A 17,930-nucleotide genomic window follows, 5' to 3' on the forward strand; every position below is an offset into this window, starting at 1 on the left:
GACTCCTTTTACAATACGATTTTCGAAAGTTCCAGCCTGCCCGCAATATATTCGGTCAGTCTTGGCTGTATATATTCCGGGAACCCAAAGGGATCCGCCTTCGAAAAGTCCTGTGCATAGAATTCCTGATTCAACCTCGTATTTAAATTGAAGAATTCCGTTCCGATGTTGATCTTATTGATTCCATTGGAAAAGGCCTGCGCCAGCTGGTCATCCGGAATTCCGGTACCGCCATGAAGAACCAGAGGAATATCCGTAGCTGCGCTCAAGGTCTTTAAATGTTCGATATCCAGTTTCGGTGTGCTCTTATATAACCCATGCGCACTGCCGAAAGACACGGCAAGAGAGGTGACTCCCGTCTTCTCCACAAACTCCCTGACCTCGTCCGGTCTGGTAAAAAACTCCTTCCGGCTGAATTCATCGGAATCGGCTGCCGTTCCCACATGTCCCAGCTCACCTTCCACATCAACATCGAAATTCCGGGCGACTTCCACCACCTTTTTTGTAAACGCCGCATTCTCCTCAAACGGGAGAACGGAGCCATCTGCCATCACCGATGGGAAGCCCTCATGAACCGCCTCAAGAATCATGTCAAAATCGCTGCAGTGATCCAGATGCAGCCCTACCGGGACAGATGCACGTTCTGCGTAATATCTGGTCACTTCCGCAAACACACCGAAGGGCATGATATTTCTCATACCGGGATACAACATGACAATCACCGGTCTTCCGGCGGTCTCCGCACCCTTAATCACGGATTTAATCATATTGACATCAGCGGCGTCAAACGCGAGTACACATGCATTGTTCTTTTTTCCCATTGCCAGCAGTTCTTTTACTTTTACGTACGGCATTCCATTCCCCTCCTACATCTCTTCCACGGGCTCGACGCTGTCATGTGCGACCGGGCCCAGATACTTACAGGCTTCCTTTAGTACTTTTGCAAAGCTGCCGTGAATTCCGCTTACATGATGAATATACGGTCCATACATCAGCTTTTTCTCCCATTTCACCCAGTTCTTCACTTTGAACCAGACGTAATTCCCAGTCGTCTTTGGACCTTCTGTTCCCTCGCCTTCATCAGCCAGAAGCATGTAGTTTCCATCATCCTGGTCGAACCGTACCACAGTAAGCGGTCCGCCTTCGATCTCATACATTCCCTTGCACTCTCTGACAGCCGGAACCGTTCCCTTCCTCACAAGTGATTTTGCAAAAGGCCCGCAGTGCCAGAGAAGTTCCGCATTATCATCCTCCGGATGGCGTATGGTGACATCAGCGATAAACGCCGGAGTGGCGTATCTGGCTGCTGCCTGCAGCAGAACCGCGCCAACGGCCGCATGAATATCCGTCTCACATGCCGCAGGCAGTCCCCGGTCAAACAACTCCGCCAGCACAAAACAGCTCGGGATTCCATAGGAATCCTGGGAGAAGCCCCAACAGTCCACCGCTACCGCCTGACATCGGTTCACTGAGGCAAGATCCATAATGGCAGCTTCTAAATATGCCATCTTCTCCACTGCCTCGTGGCCGATCGAAGACCAGTCCACGGCTTCCTCAATCTCTTTCACGATATTGGCAATCCGGGGATCCGGTAACATTCCCTCTCCTGACGGAAGAGGCGGCTGTCCCATGGGAAGCTCACAGCCTTCCGGTGACAGAGGCATGTTTCTCCTTAATTTCTCAACGGTACGTTTTACCTCCTCCGGCCAGATCGGGACAATCTCAATGCCGAATTTGGAAAGCAGCTCCGATTCATTAATCTTGACGGATAAGAACTGCCGCGGCCGCACTCCGATCTGACCGATCCGCATGCCCCGGAATGCCTTTACAACGGAAGCCACCCGCAGGAATTCTTCAAAACCACGGTCCAACACCTGGCTGTCCAGCCAGCAGTTTTCTATGTAGGTAAACGGTACATGGTAACGCCTGAGAGCTCTGGAGGTTGCAAACATTCCGCACTGTGTGTCGAAATCTCTCGGGCCGGTCTTGCCGGACTGATCCGTCTCCGGAGAAGGATCTCTCGGCCCCCATATGAGAACCGGCTTTCCGATCTCCGCAGCAGTCTTTGCTACCACTTCCTCCTGTCCGAAATTACAGTGCGGAAAGACGATCGCATCTACCTTCTCCGCCCGGAATAAATCCACGACCTTTCCCACATCACGAAGATCCCAGAGCATACCGCCGTCGACCACCGCATCTATGGTTACCAGACGGATATCTCCATTACTTTCCGCCATCTCTTCAAACCGCTTTACCACCCGGTCCTTTAAAGCAATTGACGGTTCCGGCGGGAACATATCCCTGCGGACCGGAACCATACCGAGTACGATCATTCTGTCCTGTGTATATCGAATCATAAGTTATCCTCTCCGCGAAGAAACGCTTACCGTTTCTTTGCATATTTACGAACGTCAATAGCTACTGCAATTACTATGATTGCTCCTTTTACAACATTCTGCCAGTATGGATTGATTCCAACGAAGGTCATTCCGTACTGAATCACGGTAAATACCGTAACACCAATCGCTACACCGGGAACTGCGCCGACACCTCCGGCCACGGAACAGCCGCCAACCACACAGGCAGCGATGGCATCCAGTTCATAGCCCTGCCCATAATTGTTCGTAGCGCCGCCGGTTCTGGCCGCCTCCAGCGCTCCTGTAAGTCCATAAAATGCTCCGGCGATAATATAGACGATCATAATAATTCTCTGGACGTTGATTCCTGAGACTCTGGCCGCCTCCTGATTGCCGCCCACGGCAAACAGCGTCTTTCCAAACCGGTGATAATTCAGTACGATATGACAGGCGATCATCAGAACGACCGCAATGATTAATATATATGGTATACCGAAGAAGGAACCGGTACCCAGCTTTGAGTATGTCTTTAAAAAACCGCCTAACGGCTGGGAACGGTTTGGCTCCATGTTATAGTAAATGGAGATTCCGCCGTAAATAATAAGCTGAACGCCCAACGTGCCAATAAAAGCGGGAACATTTAGCTTCGCCACTACGATTCCGTTTAACAGTCCCATAGCCATCCCCATCAGAAGACAGGCGATGATAGGAACGATAATCGGAAGTTCCTGCAGATTTGGGAAAAACTTATTGGCGTAAGTGGACATCTGTGCAAGTGACCCCGCCAGGACAGCCGCCGCGCCGAGCATACGGCCTCCGGACAGATCAGCACCTCCGGACAGAATAACAAACATACACCCCATTGCCATAATCAGCCTCGTTGAAGACTGCATTAAAATATCCCGAAATACACGGAGGGACAGAAATGCCGGATTCTTTACTGTTATCAATATAATAATTGCGATTAAGACAAGATAGATCGCATTGTTCTGCGCCCATTTCTTTATATCAAACTGCTTCGTCTGCATGATATTAACCAATCCTTTCTCCTTATCCGGGCCCGGACGTACCCACCGCCGGTCCCCGGCAGATTTAACTCACCTTGCTGGCAAACTGCATAATCTTGGAATCATCAATGTCCGGCCCTTCCAGGAAACCGGTCACATGCCCTTCGCACATGATCATCACCCGGTTTGACATTCCCATTAGTTCCGGCATCTCTGAGGAAATCATAATAATGGACTTTCCCTCCTTTGCCAGATTCAGCATGATGGTATAAATTTCGTATTTGGCACCGACATCGATTCCTCGAGTCGGCTCATCGAGAATTAAAATATCCGGGTTTGTCAACAGCCACCTGGCAAGAAGTACCTTCTGCTGGTTTCCGCCCGATAAATCGGCAATTCTCGTGTCCCTGGTCGGTGTTTTTATATTCATGGTTTTAATATACTCGTCCGTATCCTGACGGCATTTTTTCAAATCCAGCATTCCCATGACATTGCTGTATTCTCCAAGCTTTGCTATTACTGTATTGTCCAGCACGCTAGCCCCCGGTATGATTCCCGTCGCCCTTCGTTCTTCCGTCAGAAGTCCGATTTTATTGGCAATGGCATCCGCCGATGATTTGATGGAAATCTTTTTTCCGTCCTTATAGACCTCGCCCGACTGAACGCTGCGGATTCCAAACAGCGCCTCCATCAGCTCGGTTCTCTGTGCTCCCACCAGTCCGCCCAGCCCCAGGATCTCCCCCCGGCGCAGCTGAAACGAGCAGTCCTGAAACGACATTGGATTGGGGGAAGTGAAATTTTTGACCTCCAGAACCACGTCTCCCGGCTTGTTGTCAAGTTCCGGAAACCAGTTATCCATCTGACGGCCCACCATCCGGTTTACAATCAGTTCCTCTGTCAGTTCTTCCGCCGGCCACGTTCCGATCTTGCAGCCGTCACGCATAATTGTCACTTCATCGGATATCTTGAGAATTTCATCAATTTTATGAGATATGTATACAATAGCAATTCCTTCCGAGGTCAGCTTACGGATTACTTCAAAAAGCGTAGCGGTCTCCGTCTCTGTAAGAGATGATGTGGGCTCATCCATGATAATGACCTTCGCCCCATAAGAGATCGAGCGCGCAATCTCACCAAGCTGAAGCACGGATGACGAAAGTTCGATCGCCTGTGTTCTGGGGTCTACATTCATATGAAGCTGGTCAAAAAGCCGTTTCGTCTCCTCATACATCTTCTTATGGTCTATAAAAGAGAGTCCCGCAATCTTCTTCTCCGGCATCCGTCCTACCCAGATATTTTCCGCTATACTCCTTCTGCGGATCGGATTCAGTTCCTGATGAATCATGGATATTCCTGCTTCCAAACCCTGACGGGGATTATCGAAGTGTACTCTTTCTCCTTTAAAATACACCTCTCCCTCATCTGGATCATACAGGCCGAACGCACATTTCATCAGAGTCGATTTTCCCGCGCCATTTTCTCCCATCAGAGCATGTACCGTTCCTGGCCTCAGCGTAAAAGAAACGCCGTTCAATGCCTTTACCCCCGGAAAGCTTTTGCTGATGTTTTTCATTTCCAATATGATACTCTTATCTTCCATACTGTCTTCTCCTGCTTCTGTTTATACGGTCATCCCTTCGCGGCAGCCGCCAGACGGGCCTGCAGGCACATCCGCCCGGAATACGGTCCGTAGAAATAGCCGTTACAATGAGCGTGGACCGGTATGTATCATACCGGTCCACCAAAAAAGGACTGGCGACTATTCGTATTTTGAAAGATCTGCGTCTTCAAGATTATCCTTGGTTATCGCCACATAATCCAGCCATACCCGTTTGTGTTCGTCGATATCGTATCCCAGATTTTCTGATGTGATTTCTTCTCCTGCTTCCAGAAGTTCCAGGATCTTATAGATACATTTCCCCATGGTTACCGGATTGTTTAATGAGGTTGCCAGCATCGTTCCGTCCTCCAGTGCCTGAAGTCCTACTTTGGTCGCGTCAACGCCGAGTACCGGAATGTAATTACTTTCGTCAGTAAAGTATCCGGCTGCCTTCAGCGCCTCAATTGCTCCGAGGGCCATGTCATCGTTGTTGGCAAATACAATGTCGATATCATCCGCATTAGCGGAAATTACGGATGCCATCTGATCCTGCGCCTTCGCTCTCTGCCATTCGCAGACAACCTCCAGCAGGCAGTTGGTTTCCACTCCGGCTTCCTTGACGGTATCGATGGAATACTTGGTTCTCATCTCCGTATCGTAGTTTCCGATCTGCCCCATCAGCATGACGTAATCCATCTTGCCGTTTCCATTGCGGTCTGCCTCCGGATGCTCTTTCCAGTATTTTGCCGCAGCCTCTCCCTGCACGACACCGGACTGCTCGGCCGCAGAGCTGACGAAATAGCAGGGGCCGTAAGAATCCATCTCTTCGTCCGAAGGAGAATCGGTGTTCCAGAAAATAATCGGAAGATCCGCCTTGCGAGCCACATCGATAACCTGATCCTTCGCATTGGTATTGATATTGTTGATCACCAGATATTTACAGCCTTTTGTCACAAACGCGTCCATGGCGTTCATCTGAAGGCCCACGTCAAACTGGGAATCGGAAGTCTCGACAGAAACAGTACCTGTTTCCGCTGCTTTTAACACAGTATTACGTACATTGGCAATATGGGTATCGGAATACATATAGCATGTCATACCTGCCACCGGGCGCTCGGCCTTTGATTTGCCTTCCGTGGCCGCGGCTGCCGCTTCTGTGGCCGCCGTCCCTGTATCTCCTCCTGCCGTGACAGGAGGCGTCTCCGCCGCCTTCTGGGAACATGCTGTCATAAATAATGCTGCTGTCATGGATAATGCAAGTGCCTTTTTAACTGTTTTTTTCATATGCTTCCTCCCGTTTTAAAAACCTATATTTAATCTTACCAGTTCCTGATCCAAAGCCGCGATCTCATCCTCGGCCAGTTTCCACTCAAACGCCTTACAGTTCTGGGCTGCCTCCTGCTCATTTCTGACACCGCAGAGCGCCGTTCCCACAAATTCCTTCTGGGTACTCCAGTTAAGCGCCACCTGCGCCGCGGGGACGCCGTGACCTTCGGCGATCCGGTCCATGGTCTTTAAAAATTCCATGATTTTAGAAAATACCGGCTCCCTGAAGAAATCATAAAATGTCAGTCTCATATCACCCGGTTCGAAATCAGGCATGGTACGGATTGCACCCGTCAGTATTCCGGAGCCGAGAGAGCCATAGGTCATGGAATCGATTCCTCTTTCATATCCCCACTTCATCAGACCGGTAAACTTCTGGTTTACCATGGAATACGGGGGCTGCTGAACATCGATATCAGCGAATTCCTCTGCTGCCAGAATCTGTTCCTCACTGAAATTGGATACGCCGATGAACCGTATCTTTCCTTGTTTTTTCAGTGTGTTTAATGCCGCCATGGTTTCATCAATGGGTGTGTTCACATCCGGCCAGTGGACGTAGTAAAAATCGATGTAATCCGTCTCCAGATTCATCAGAGAGCTTTCCACCTCGCGCATGACGCTCTTATAGCTGGCGTGTTTTATGTATTCGCCGGAATAGACGTCTGTGATCAGACCAAATTTCGTAGAAATAAGAATCTGATCTCTCGGAATCCCCCGAAGCGCCTCCCCCACAATCTTCTCAGACGCACCGTTCCCATAGCACGGCGCCGTGTCTACGAGGTTGACTCCCTGGTCAATCATGGTCCGGATCGCTCTTACCGAATCACTCCGGTCAACCTGGCCATAATTCTGGCCGCCGATCGCCCAGGTGCCCACCGCCAGTGCCGAGACGGATACATCGGCGTTCTTAAAATGCTTGTACCTCATAACTGCCTCCTCCTTTTTCTTATATGTGAATTTTAATAATCCCCCAAGTTTCTTTACTGCTCTATATCGAAAAGGTATTTGTCACCAAACAGACAGGTATTCAGCGCGTACAGTGCCGCCCCGGTTATAAATCCTCCGTCTGAATCGCTTATCTTCGAATATGTGACTATCCCTGTCTCTGCGTTGCCATAGGAAGGAAAAATCCTTACCAGATCATTCAGTTTCTTTTCAAAGTATTCTCCCCCGTAAGCCAGCAGCCCCTGTAAAATAATCTGCTGCGGATCATACATCAGAACGATATTATAAATCGCTCTCGCCACATAAACGGCAAACTCATCCACCATGACCCTGGCCAGCGGATTACCGCCATTGGCCTCCCGGAAGACTTCCCGGATATCCCCTGCTTTCCGCCGGTCCAGGATGACAGACGGATACGCCGCCTCATGCTTTTTCCAGATCGCTCTTAAGGATTCCGGTGACATCATACTCTCCAGGCACCCGTCGTTTCCGCAGACACACGCTCTGCCCTGATGTGTCTCTACCAGAAGGTGGCCAAATTCACCCTGATAACCGTGCCTGCCATACAAAAGTTCCCCCTTCTCAATCACACAGCCTCCCACACTGCCCGCGGAGTGCATAAATAATGCAGCCACTGTCTTGTGATTCAGGGATGGGTCCTCTAACAACTCTGCGTACCCCAGAAAACGTCCCACATTGTCAATAATAATTGGAAATGAAAATTGAAGTTCTGTCCGAAGAAATTCGCAAACGGGAAAATCGTTCCTGCGCTTTGTTCCAATAGGAAACATACATACTCCTCTTTTTCTATCAACAACGCCCCCGCACGCCACTACCATCATACAAATCTGTTCCTTGCGGATACCGCTTTCTTTCAGCAGAAGCCTCACTTCAGCCACGGTAACCTCCATCGCCAGATTCCAGCCATTCCACTTGCTGATATCAGCGATATCCCGCACTCTTTTCTGAATGACGCGGCACTTCATATTGGAAATATTACAGCTGATAAAATCGTTCCCTATAGTTACAATAATCGTGTAACGGAATGATGCATTCATGGAAAAAACTCTGGGGGGCTTTCCTCCGGCGGTCGTCGCGTCCCTGGTGCCCACCTTTTTCAATACCTTTTCTTTGCACAGTTCATTTACAATCTGAGTGGCCGATGTCCTGCTCAGTTCCAGCCGCTCAGCGATCTCCGGTATTGTCATCTCCGTATTGTTCTGAAGCAGTGCGACAATCGCCTTCTGGTTTCTTCGCTTGATATTCCTGGGCTTTTCTGCCTTCACCTTTCTTGCATCCAGCATGGTGAATCATCCTCACTTTACTTTCCATTCCCTTCCGGCTGCGGTCCGATGTGAAACCGGTATGTCGTCCTTGAGGCAAACACCGTGTTCTTTCTTACAATACAGTCCGGAAAATGGCTGCAGTTGACTGCATTGGGGAATCCCTGTGTTTCGAAGCAGATACCCGCATATTTCTCATAGCGTACACCGCCTTTACAGGCGAGGCTGCCGTCAAAGTGGTTCCCCGTATATATCTGAATCCCCGGCTGGTCTGTATAGACCTCCATCCATCTTCCGCTCTTTTCATGCCATAGCTCCGCTGCTTTCCGGTAGCCCCAGCCGCGCAGCACATAGTTATCATCAAGGCCTAACGTTTTGTTCAGCACCTCGCCTAACGTTCTCCGTTTGGTGAAGTCCAGGTTCGTTCCGGCTACCTTCCGGATTTCTCCGGTTGGAATCCTGTCTGAGGTTACCGGCGTATAGAAATCAGCCATTATTCTCATCTCATGGTTAAAAACAGTTGCATCCTTCCCGCCAGACAGGTTAAAATAAACATGATTGGTCAGGTTCACCGGAGTATCCTCTTCCGGTATGAGCCGGTAACGAATATCGAGTGCATCATCGGCCGTCACACGGTAGGTGACTTCAAGCGAGACACTGCCCGGAAACCCATCTGCTGCGGAATCCTTCCAGTACAGCGTAACCCAGTCGTCTCCGCCAGCTGCTATATGAAAATTCTTCGATGCGTAGCCCGCGCTTCCGCTGTGAAGACAATTGCCCTGGTCGTTGCGTTCAAGCCAGTACCCCCGGCCGTTCACATGGAATTCACCGCCCTTGATCCGGTTCGCCACCCGGCCTATAACAGCCGCGCTGCAGGATGGATTCCTTCTGTATTCTTCCAGCGTATCCTGTCCCAGCACCAGATCATCCATATTCCCATTCTCATCCGGAACCTTCAGATTCTTAATGACAGCACCGTAAGTAATAATATGGGCCGCCATTCCGGATTCGTTCGCAATCACCACTTCCTGAACATCGGTACAATCCGGAAGTGTTCCCATTCTCCTGATCTTCATTTTACGTTCTTCTCCATCCTGCCGTTATGCCTGCCGCGACCGTTATGGCCAGCAATAAAAAAGCTATAATCAAAAATCCCTCTTTTATCCCATACACACTGGCCAGGACTCCGCCCAGCAGGCTGCCGCTCAGACTGCCCAGCCCCATCTGGACGAATGCCAGCGTGCTCTGCCCCTGGGATATCTTTCCCGGCACCACCATGCGGTTGATATAAGTGACGCAGACAAAGTAGCACACCATATACGAAGGCCCCTGCAAAAGCTGCGCCGCCGCCATGAGCGCTACGTTCCCGGCGGACAACAATATAAGTCTTAAGGCCATACAGCCTACAGCCGCAGTCAGCAGCACGGTTTCCTTATACCGGCGTGACAGCCTGTGAATCAGCAGCAAAACCGGAATCTCACTGAGCGCCGAGATACAGTTCAGCACGCCCAGAAGCGACTGGCTGTATCCCAGCTCCAGCAGGTATACCCCCAGAAAGGCCGAATAGTAGTTGATTCCAAACTGCATGGCAAAGGCGAAGAGAAGGATCAGGTAAATTTCCTTCGATTGGAATGTTGGACCTTTCCCTGCCTTTTTTACGGTTTGATCAGCTTCCGGACCTCGTCTTTCCTGCTCCTGCGCTTTCAAAGTTTTTTTGTCCTTTGGCAGCGTCAGACAGAGCAGTGTAAACAACAGAAAGCATGCACTGTTTCCATAAAACATGAGGTTCATATGTTTTTTCAAGTAGAATCCCATACCCAAAACGATAGCTGCATAACTGACCGTCCCACACATTCTGACCCATGCAAAGTTGATTCCTTTCTCTTCCGCCTGACTCACCACCAATGCGTCACAGATCGGAAGCACAGCACTGTTAAATAAAGCATAGCAGGTTACCGCTCCCAGGATTTCACCAAAGGAACCCGTTCCGGGAAAGAGCAGAACTGCCGCCGCACAGCACAGATTCAGCAGAATCAGGACACGACGCCGTCTTCCTGTCCGGTCAGCCAGTGCCGCCCATAGAGGCTGTACCGTCAGAGACGCAATCGGAAGGAGTGCTGACAGAATCCCGATCTGCATGGAATCCATCCCTTTCTGTGAAAAATACATCGTAATAAAAGGCAGATACAGAGATGCTGTAATCCAGTACATCCCGTTAATCAGGTACAGATTCAGCCCTTTCATGGCGTTCCTCGCTTTTTAGTAAGTAAACTTTATTTACTAACCTCGGTAAACTATATTCTGTTGTCATTATATATCCTGTTATTTTTATATGGGGGGTTTTGCAAAATCGAGGGCGGAAACATCATTTTTATCATTCTGCCTCGGCAAGAAGGGTATTTTTGATTATCTTATAATATTTTTGACTGACGGGGATCCATTCCTCTTTCCCCTCCAGACGTATCCGGTACATCTCCAGCTGCCGGACGTAGTTTGAATTAATCAGGTAGCTCTTATGACAGTGAAGAAAATACGGCGGCAGCCGCTTCAGCAGGTCATCCAGCTTTCCATAAGCCCGTATCTCTTCTTCCCATGTCTTTACGCTGAGCTGATGCCCCCTGCTCTCCACATACAGAATCTTCTGGTATGGGATCCGGTAGATCTTCCCTTTCGTCACCAGTGTCAGGCACCGCTTGTACTCCTGCTGCGCCATCTGTTCCAGGCGGAGAATGGTTCTTTGGAAATCATCCTGATCCAGGGGAAAGAAAAGCAGAGAGTCCGGCTGCAGTTCGAATAAATGCTCCGGCCATTCCAGCCGGTCAATCACCAGTACAAGCTTTAAATGATGAATTCTATTTTTGCATGCTCTTGCAAGCCCTGCTCCCGTATCCTTCTGCCGCACCAGATTTACAATCAGAATATCCACATCCTCGTCCACTTCTTCTAAGTAAAAGAGCAGCTGGTCTTCTGCCGTAAACGTATGTAAGGTCCTGTGCTCCGCCGTTTCTCCGGCCGGAAACGAATCTCCCAGTCCAGCGAGCCGTCTTTCCGGATCATACAGTATAATTTTTCCCATCCTGTTCAACCATCTTTCGTATCTCGTCTGCACATGGAAAGCACAGATCCTCATGAATCGCCGCATCCGCTTCCATGACCGCCTTGTAATATCGGTTTACTGAATCATTTGCTGAAATAATAATATACTTACGCCTGATCTGCTTTACCGCCTCCTCAAAAGTCCGCGCCTCGTTTGTTTCCAGCCGGTCTTTGATCTGCATGTAATACAGAATCAGATGTTCACGCTTCTCTCCCGGAATCAGTTCTTCTAAAAGCTCTCCTATCCTGTCCCTGTGCTTTGCTCCGTAGCGGAAATAACGATGCAGCACTTCATCATCCCGTTTTCTTCGTTCTTCCTTATCCGGAATATAAAACCCCAATATTCTCTTCATAAATACACCCCTGTATAATTATAGATCTGTCAATTTATTCTCAGAATATCAGCTTTTTAATTTTGTGTCAACATTTCATATATTATATATTTTATCTGATTACACCATATTTATAAGTAAATATTACTTTTAAATGTTTTACTTCTAATTAATACATTTTCTTAGGATAAAATTTGTATACCGGAAAAACAGAAGGGTGGATGTTGGGAATTTTAATTTCACAGATTTAAAACTTCCATAAAAACAAAAATGCTTTGCGGAAATCTTTCGATTTACCGCAAAGCATCACAATTCCATTTTTCTTTCTATTTACTGTATCCTATCCTGGCCACATTTCCTCTAATCCTGCCCCTCATACCGGTTCTGCCTTTCAAATCCTCATTTAGTCAGCCTTTAGCAGCCGCTTATACGTCTGTTCGACGCCAAACGCTCCCAGCGGCGCAGTGATCAGAATCGCAAGCACGGCCACCGTAAGAACAATCTTGCCGCAGCCCAGTCCCATAGCCAGGGGCACCCCGCCGATCGCAGCCTGGACCGTCGCCTTCGGCATATAAGCAATCATGCAGAAAAGCCGTTCCTTCCGGTTTATATCCGTCCCCAGTAGACAGAAAAAAACGCCCGCCATACGGAAAATCAAAACGCCGAAAATCAAAATTACGGCCGCGGCTCCAGCCTTCAGTGCATAGCTGATGTCTACGGTTGCTCCCACCAGAACAAACAGCAATACTTCAGCGGCCACCCACAGCTTGGAGTATTTGACGGAAAGACGGGCCGCCGCCTCATACCGTTTTTTCTGCAGGGCAATGCCGATGCTCATAACTGCCAGCAGACCTGAAAAAGGCACATATCCCTTCAAACGATTCTCCAGTTCAATCATCAGAAATGAGATGCTTAAGAGAATCACCACCTTGGCAGAATCCCGGATATGAACCTTTTGGAAGAACAGTGCCAGAAGGATCCCGGCCAGTCCGCCGGCCGCGATACCCGTTCCAATGGAAACCGGAATCGACAGGATGCTGGCCGGTGAAAATGTTCCGCCCTGCGCCAGCCCGGTGAACGCCGTAAACAGAACAATGACAAACACATCATCTACCGATGCTCCGGCAAGAATCAACTGCGGGATACTCTTTTTAACTCCGTATCCTTTCTCCATCAGATTCAGCATTTTCGGAACGATCACGGCCGGAGACACAGCTCCCACCACAGCTCCCATGATGGCCGCGTCCAATACGGAGATTCCCAGAAGTCGCGGCGCCAAAAGGATCATTCCCATTATTTCAAAACAGGCCGGCACAAAGCACATGAGCACGGCCGGGCGCCCTACCTTTTTTAAATCCTGAATGTCCAGGGACAGACCGGCGCGCGTCAGGATAATGATCAGCGCAATCTGACGCAAATCCGCCGAAATACCCAGAATAGATCCATCCAGCATGTTTAAGGCATATGGCCCTAAAATCATACCCGTCAGCAGCATTCCCAGCAGCCCGGGAAGCCTGATTTTCTGAAATGCCCGGCTGAGCAGCATTCCCAGAAGAAAAACCAGTGATAAACTTGTAAGCATACGTTGCAACCTCCGAATTCCTGTATTTTGTTTCCGCCCGCAGCACTGCAAAATGGCTGCCCCTCAGGGCGTGTTTGACCTGCAGGACAGACACAAAAAAAGCTGGTGACTCCTGCACAATGCAGAAGCCATCAGCTGTCATAAGCGGTTTTGGTAAATATCACACTACCATGGGAGACCTCATTCCCGGGTAACAGTATAGCAGACAGAGGCCGGAAATGCAAGTGGATTATCAAACACTATCTCTTCATCATCGCAATCTCTGACTCCGGCAGCACTGCCCCACCGGCGGTATCGATCTCCGGGCAGCGTTCCATCAGAATGGCCTGCAGTGCTCTGCCTGCTTCCTTGGAGGTTTCCGCCCAAATGTTCTTTTTATCCGCAGTGATGAGATTTATCGTCAGATAATGCGCCTGTTTTATGGAATTGCCTACTTTCACATCATAGACATTGTCCGTTAAGTACGCACCTGTGATCCGGCTGACTTTTAATACGCCAAGGCTGCCGCTGTTGTAAAGCGCAATATAATCCCTGGTAAGTATGCCGCTTTTCTGACCTGTTGTTACTGCCTTTATCTTTCCCAGAAGATTTACGATCAGACTGTCTGGCTCTACAGCCTGGTTATCAAACTCACGCATCTCTCCCTCGCTGCAGCCACCTGCTGCGGCAATTCTGCTGATCCATTCTTCCATGCTTCTTCTCATATCCTTTGTCACAAGAAAGAGAATCCCTCCGAATAACAGCGTCACGATCAGGAAAAAGATCCCAATCACAATCCCAACCTTCATAGTGTCTTCATCCCCGGACTGCATAAATTCCAGAGTCTTCCGGACGGACCAGATCAGCCCTGCGAGACCTCCTGCCATAAAAAGACCCATAATAATACAGCCGGTCCTGCCGCGGCTTCCCATGCTTTTCTTGTATGCTTTAAAAACGGATCTCTCCGGGTAATTCTTCTTTATGTATTCCTCATTCATACGCTTAAAATAATCTTCCATTTTTTTGCCGCCTTATCTCCTGCTGATGGCTTTCTCCACGGAAATGCCGTATATTGTCATGAATTTTCCTCCAGGCCGCCGTTCATTACGGCCTTGTCGCGGAGTCCCATCTTCTTTGCAAGCTCAGGATTAATAGCCTGATACTGCGAAATAACCTGATTCGCTGTGTTCTGGTTCATGGAGAAGCTGTGTTCCCTGCCGTCTCTGGTAAGACATACCAGTTCCTGAACGGAACTTCTCCCAACGCTTCTCACCTGATACCACGCCCTGGTTATCTCTTCGTTAGACAGTATCTCCGGTTTATCGTATGCCCCGTAGGTAAAATACCTCCCGACCCAGAAGCGGCCGGCCAGCTTTTCCGCGCTCTGGAAATCCGCTTCCAGATAATCCCTGGTTACCTCCGGATGACTGTCTAAAAATGACTGGATACTCTCTATGTGGCCTTTCTTGAGCAGCCGGGACAAAATAAAGAGTCCCAGGCACATAAGGACAGCGCCCAAAGCAGTCGTCATCATGGCGCTGTCCGGCGTCTGGTTGTCCAGCAGTCCATCCCACAGGTAGTAATTCCCGCCGCCGCCCTCCAGCTCGTAGTAATCCAGAGCTCTCTGGTAATACTTTTCGCCTTCATCCTTCATTCGTTTCATGGTTCCGGTAATGGTGCTTCCCTGAGGCGGCGCCTCGCGGACCCCATTCAAATAATCCCAGGTTTCATCCATAATCCGTTCCAGCTCTTCACTTCTCGAAACGGAGGACCGCACCGGTATGGCTCCCAGCTCCTCATCCAGGATGAGATAATAGGTATCGGACTTCGTCCTGATTCCACTGCGCGTCTTGTAGGTTTCCATAAATGAGTCCAGCACATATTGAACATGAAGCGTCACATATTCATTTTTAACCTGTTCGGTGTTATAAACTTCATTCAGCGGCAGCGGCCCGCGGATATATTTGATCAGATAGCTTCCAACTATCATCACGATCCCCAGACCAAGGGCCGTTATAATCAGTCCGATTGGAGCGGTAGACTTAACAACGCCTTTCTTCAGTTCCTTTTCCAACAGGCTGTTCCTGCCATGGTTCTGTTCCATACTTCATTTCCTCCTGCGCTTGTACTTTTAAATTGCATATGTTAATACTATACTCTGCCGTACAATTATTCTATTCAAGTATAACAGATATTCCGAATTCTGGTGTTTTTCCTGTCTGAAATGATTGATTTTATGTTTAAAAGTAGTTTTACGCTTCGTCCCTGGCGCGAAGTGCGCATCCTGCCCGGAGGTCTTTTTATGTAACAGGAGCAATTTCCTATTACATGAAAAAAGCGGCAAAAGAACTCACCCGCTCTCCTGCCGCCTTGACAATTCACTTGAAATATCCAACTAACATTCTACGATAAACGCTTCTCCCGCCTCCTCACCGAAGCTGGTCAGTCTCTCCTTAAGCGCGTTCTTTATCTCTTCATACGCCCCGTCATCGACGAGATTCACCTTTTCCAACGGGTCATTGACCAGATCAAACAGATACTTTTCCTTATAAACCGGACTTCCGCTCTCCTTCCATGGATCGCGGTCCGGAGCGTGAACCACGTATTTATACCGGTTTGTGCGCAGTGCGCGGCCCACAAAGCTCTCACTGATCTGGATATAGACTGCCTCCTCCCAGTCAGGATTACACGCCTCCTGAAGCGGCCGCCCCTGGAGTTCCAGAAGCTCTGTATCGAATCCGGCGGCAGACAGAATCGTCTTCGGCAGGTCTAAAAGGCTTACCACCTTCTCCTCCCGCTTTCCCTTTTCAAATTCAGCCCCTTTGATCAGCAGCGGAACGTGTATGGTTCCCTCGAAGCTGTTGCGTTTATAGTCATCATATCCGCCTTCCGCCACCTCATCTGCGTGGGTGCGGAAATGGCAGCCGTGGTCACTGCCGTATATCACCATGGTATCGTCGTAGATCCCCCTCTCCTTCAGCGCATCCACGACGCGGCCAAAATTCCGGTCGAGGGCGTGGCAGCAGCCAAGATAATCGGGGTAGAACCGTTCCCAGTCTCCCTTCCCAGGCTCCAGATCCGGGGGCGGGACAAATCCGGCGAACTGCTCCCGGCTTCCGTCCGGCCCCTCGTAATCGGCCCGGTCATTCTGGTGATGCGGTTCAATATGGGAAACCATCAGGAAAAATGGTTTCTCATCTTCATACTCCTCAATATAGCGCACCGCGTAATCCGTCAGACAGTCGGTCCGGTATCCGGTAAACTCCAGCTTATTTCCGTCCTTGTCAAAGATATATCCGCCGTATCCATGGGAGGTGAATTCCAGCACATCGGCCGCCATCCAGTAGTCGTCGTAACCGCCGCGCCTCTCGGCCGGCACCGGAACCGTCTCATAATGGTTCTCATCTTCATCGGATGCCAGATGCCATTTCCCCACGTAAGCCACCCGGTATCCGGCTTCCCGCAGATATTTAGCCAGCGTCTTCTGGCCGGGCGGCAGGGAAACCGCATTGCGGTAGCAGCCGGTCTGTGTCGGATACAGTCCCGTCTGGAGCATGGCTCTGGCCGGTCCGCAGACTGGCTGGGGCGTAAAAGCATTGGCAAAATTCACCGCGTCCCCGCAGGCAAACTGATCCAGCCTGGGCGATACGGGAAGCGGCTGGCCGTTGCAGCCCAGCGTATCCGCCCGCTGCTGGTCGGAAAAGAAAAATACAATGTTCTGTCTCTGTTTCATAAACTGCCTCCTATTCTTTCACCGCACCGGCCGTCAGACCGGCAATCATATATTTCTGAAGGAAAATAAAGATCACGAGAATCGGAACGGCGGCTCCCACGGCGGCGGCCATAACGCGGCCCCAGTCGTAGTTGTATTCCCCCAGGTACGTCATGGCAATACCGGAGGCCAGCGTCCTCATCTCCGTCTTATTCACCAGCGTTAAGCCCCACAGGAAATCTTCCCAGGAAATCAGGAAGGAATACAGGCCCACAGCCAGGATTCCCGGCTTAACCAGCGGGAGTATCACCTGCACCAGGGTTCTTCCCCTGGAACAGCCGTCGATGTAAGCCGCCTCCTCCAGGGACTTGGAAATCGTATCAAAAAAGCCTTTCAGAATCCATACCGACATGGGCAGCGCATTGGTAGAGCAGGCCAGAACCAGCGCCGTATACGTATTTAACAGGCCCAGACGGAAATACATGTTGTAAAGCGCGATTAGAAGCGTCATGGCCGGAAACATCTGCGTTGAGAGAAACAGCATCATCACGAACTTGTCGCCTTTAAACCGGTACCGGGAAAATGCATAGGCCGCCAGCACTGCCAGCGTCAGCGTCACCAGTGTGGTAATTCCCGAGACGATAATATTATTTTTAGAGAAAATCAGGAATTTTCCGTCGGTTAAAATCCCCTTGTAATTGGCCAGCGTGG

General features: G+C 49.7%; 16 protein-coding genes and 1 riboswitch. All 16 genes read right to left on the minus strand.

Features of this window, described 5'->3' with window-relative positions:
- Positions 1–8: 8 nt before the first annotated feature.
- Positions 9–854 carry a class II fructose-bisphosphate aldolase gene (locus ACLTD4_RS15760; RefSeq protein ID WP_117633876.1) on the minus strand — a complete coding sequence of 282 codons (846 nt, stop codon included), beginning with the start codon at positions 852–854 and terminating at the stop codon, positions 9–11.
- Positions 855–866: 12 nt separating this feature from the next.
- Entirely contained in the window at positions 867–2,357 is a 1,491-nt protein-coding gene (locus ACLTD4_RS15765; RefSeq protein WP_117622015.1) for an L-fucose/L-arabinose isomerase family protein, read from the minus strand.
- 26 nt (positions 2,358–2,383) lie between these two features.
- On the minus strand, positions 2,384–3,397 hold the full coding sequence (mglC, locus tag ACLTD4_RS15770; protein WP_002604934.1) for a galactose/methyl galactoside ABC transporter permease MglC: 1,014 nt from the start codon (positions 3,395–3,397) through the stop codon (positions 2,384–2,386).
- Between the two features lie 52 nt (positions 3,398–3,449).
- On the minus strand, positions 3,450–4,964 hold the full coding sequence (locus ACLTD4_RS15775) for a sugar ABC transporter ATP-binding protein (protein WP_117622014.1): 1,515 nt from the start codon (positions 4,962–4,964) through the stop codon (positions 3,450–3,452).
- Positions 4,965–5,123: 159 nt separating this feature from the next.
- Entirely contained in the window at positions 5,124–6,248 is a 1,125-nt protein-coding gene (locus ACLTD4_RS15780) for a galactose ABC transporter substrate-binding protein (RefSeq protein WP_117622013.1), read from the minus strand.
- Between the two features lie 15 nt (positions 6,249–6,263).
- Entirely contained in the window at positions 6,264–7,217 is a 954-nt protein-coding gene (locus ACLTD4_RS15785) for an aldo/keto reductase (protein WP_117622012.1), read from the minus strand.
- A gap of 53 nt (positions 7,218–7,270) precedes the next feature.
- Positions 7,271–8,539, minus strand: coding sequence for an ROK family transcriptional regulator (locus ACLTD4_RS15790; protein WP_117622011.1), 1,269 nt, complete (start codon positions 8,537–8,539; stop codon positions 7,271–7,273).
- Between the two features lie 17 nt (positions 8,540–8,556).
- On the minus strand, positions 8,557–9,594 hold the full coding sequence (locus ACLTD4_RS15795) for an aldose epimerase family protein (protein WP_117622010.1): 1,038 nt from the start codon (positions 9,592–9,594) through the stop codon (positions 8,557–8,559).
- A 1-nt stretch (position 9,595) separates the two neighbouring features.
- Complete coding sequence (locus ACLTD4_RS15800; RefSeq protein WP_117622009.1) at positions 9,596–10,762, minus strand: MFS transporter; 1,167 nt, start codon at positions 10,760–10,762, stop codon at positions 9,596–9,598.
- Between the two features lie 130 nt (positions 10,763–10,892).
- Positions 10,893–11,594, minus strand: a complete 702-nt coding sequence (locus tag ACLTD4_RS15805) for a LytR/AlgR family response regulator transcription factor (protein WP_117622008.1) — start codon at positions 11,592–11,594, stop codon at positions 10,893–10,895.
- Positions 11,572–11,967, minus strand: a complete 396-nt coding sequence (locus ACLTD4_RS15810; RefSeq protein WP_117622007.1) for a hypothetical protein — start codon at positions 11,965–11,967, stop codon at positions 11,572–11,574. The genes ACLTD4_RS15805 and ACLTD4_RS15810 overlap by 23 nt, the downstream gene beginning before the upstream one ends.
- A 382-nt stretch (positions 11,968–12,349) precedes the next feature.
- Positions 12,350–13,528, minus strand: a complete 1,179-nt coding sequence (locus ACLTD4_RS15815; RefSeq protein ID WP_117622006.1) for a cation:proton antiporter — start codon at positions 13,526–13,528, stop codon at positions 12,350–12,352.
- Positions 13,529–13,643: 115 nt separating this feature from the next.
- A riboswitch (Fluoride riboswitch) is annotated at positions 13,644–13,725 on the minus strand.
- A gap of 42 nt (positions 13,726–13,767) precedes the next feature.
- A complete protein-coding gene (locus tag ACLTD4_RS15820; RefSeq protein WP_055653260.1) occupies positions 13,768–14,526 on the minus strand; it encodes a hypothetical protein in 759 nt (252 codons plus the stop codon).
- Positions 14,527–14,582: 56 nt separating this feature from the next.
- Entirely contained in the window at positions 14,583–15,611 is a 1,029-nt protein-coding gene (locus tag ACLTD4_RS15825) for a DUF6709 family protein (protein ID WP_117622005.1), read from the minus strand.
- Positions 15,612–15,902: 291 nt separating this feature from the next.
- The gene (locus ACLTD4_RS15830) at positions 15,903–17,240 is read right to left on the minus strand and encodes a sulfatase-like hydrolase/transferase (protein ID WP_055653258.1); all 1,338 of its coding nucleotides are present in this window, start codon (positions 17,238–17,240) and stop codon (positions 15,903–15,905) included.
- Between the two features lie 10 nt (positions 17,241–17,250).
- Positions 17,251–17,930, minus strand: a 680-nt coding sequence (locus ACLTD4_RS15835) for a carbohydrate ABC transporter permease (RefSeq protein ID WP_412331412.1), incomplete at its 5' end; no start/stop codon positions are given.

The sequence above is a fragment of the Hungatella sp. genome (genome assembly GCF_046966825.1).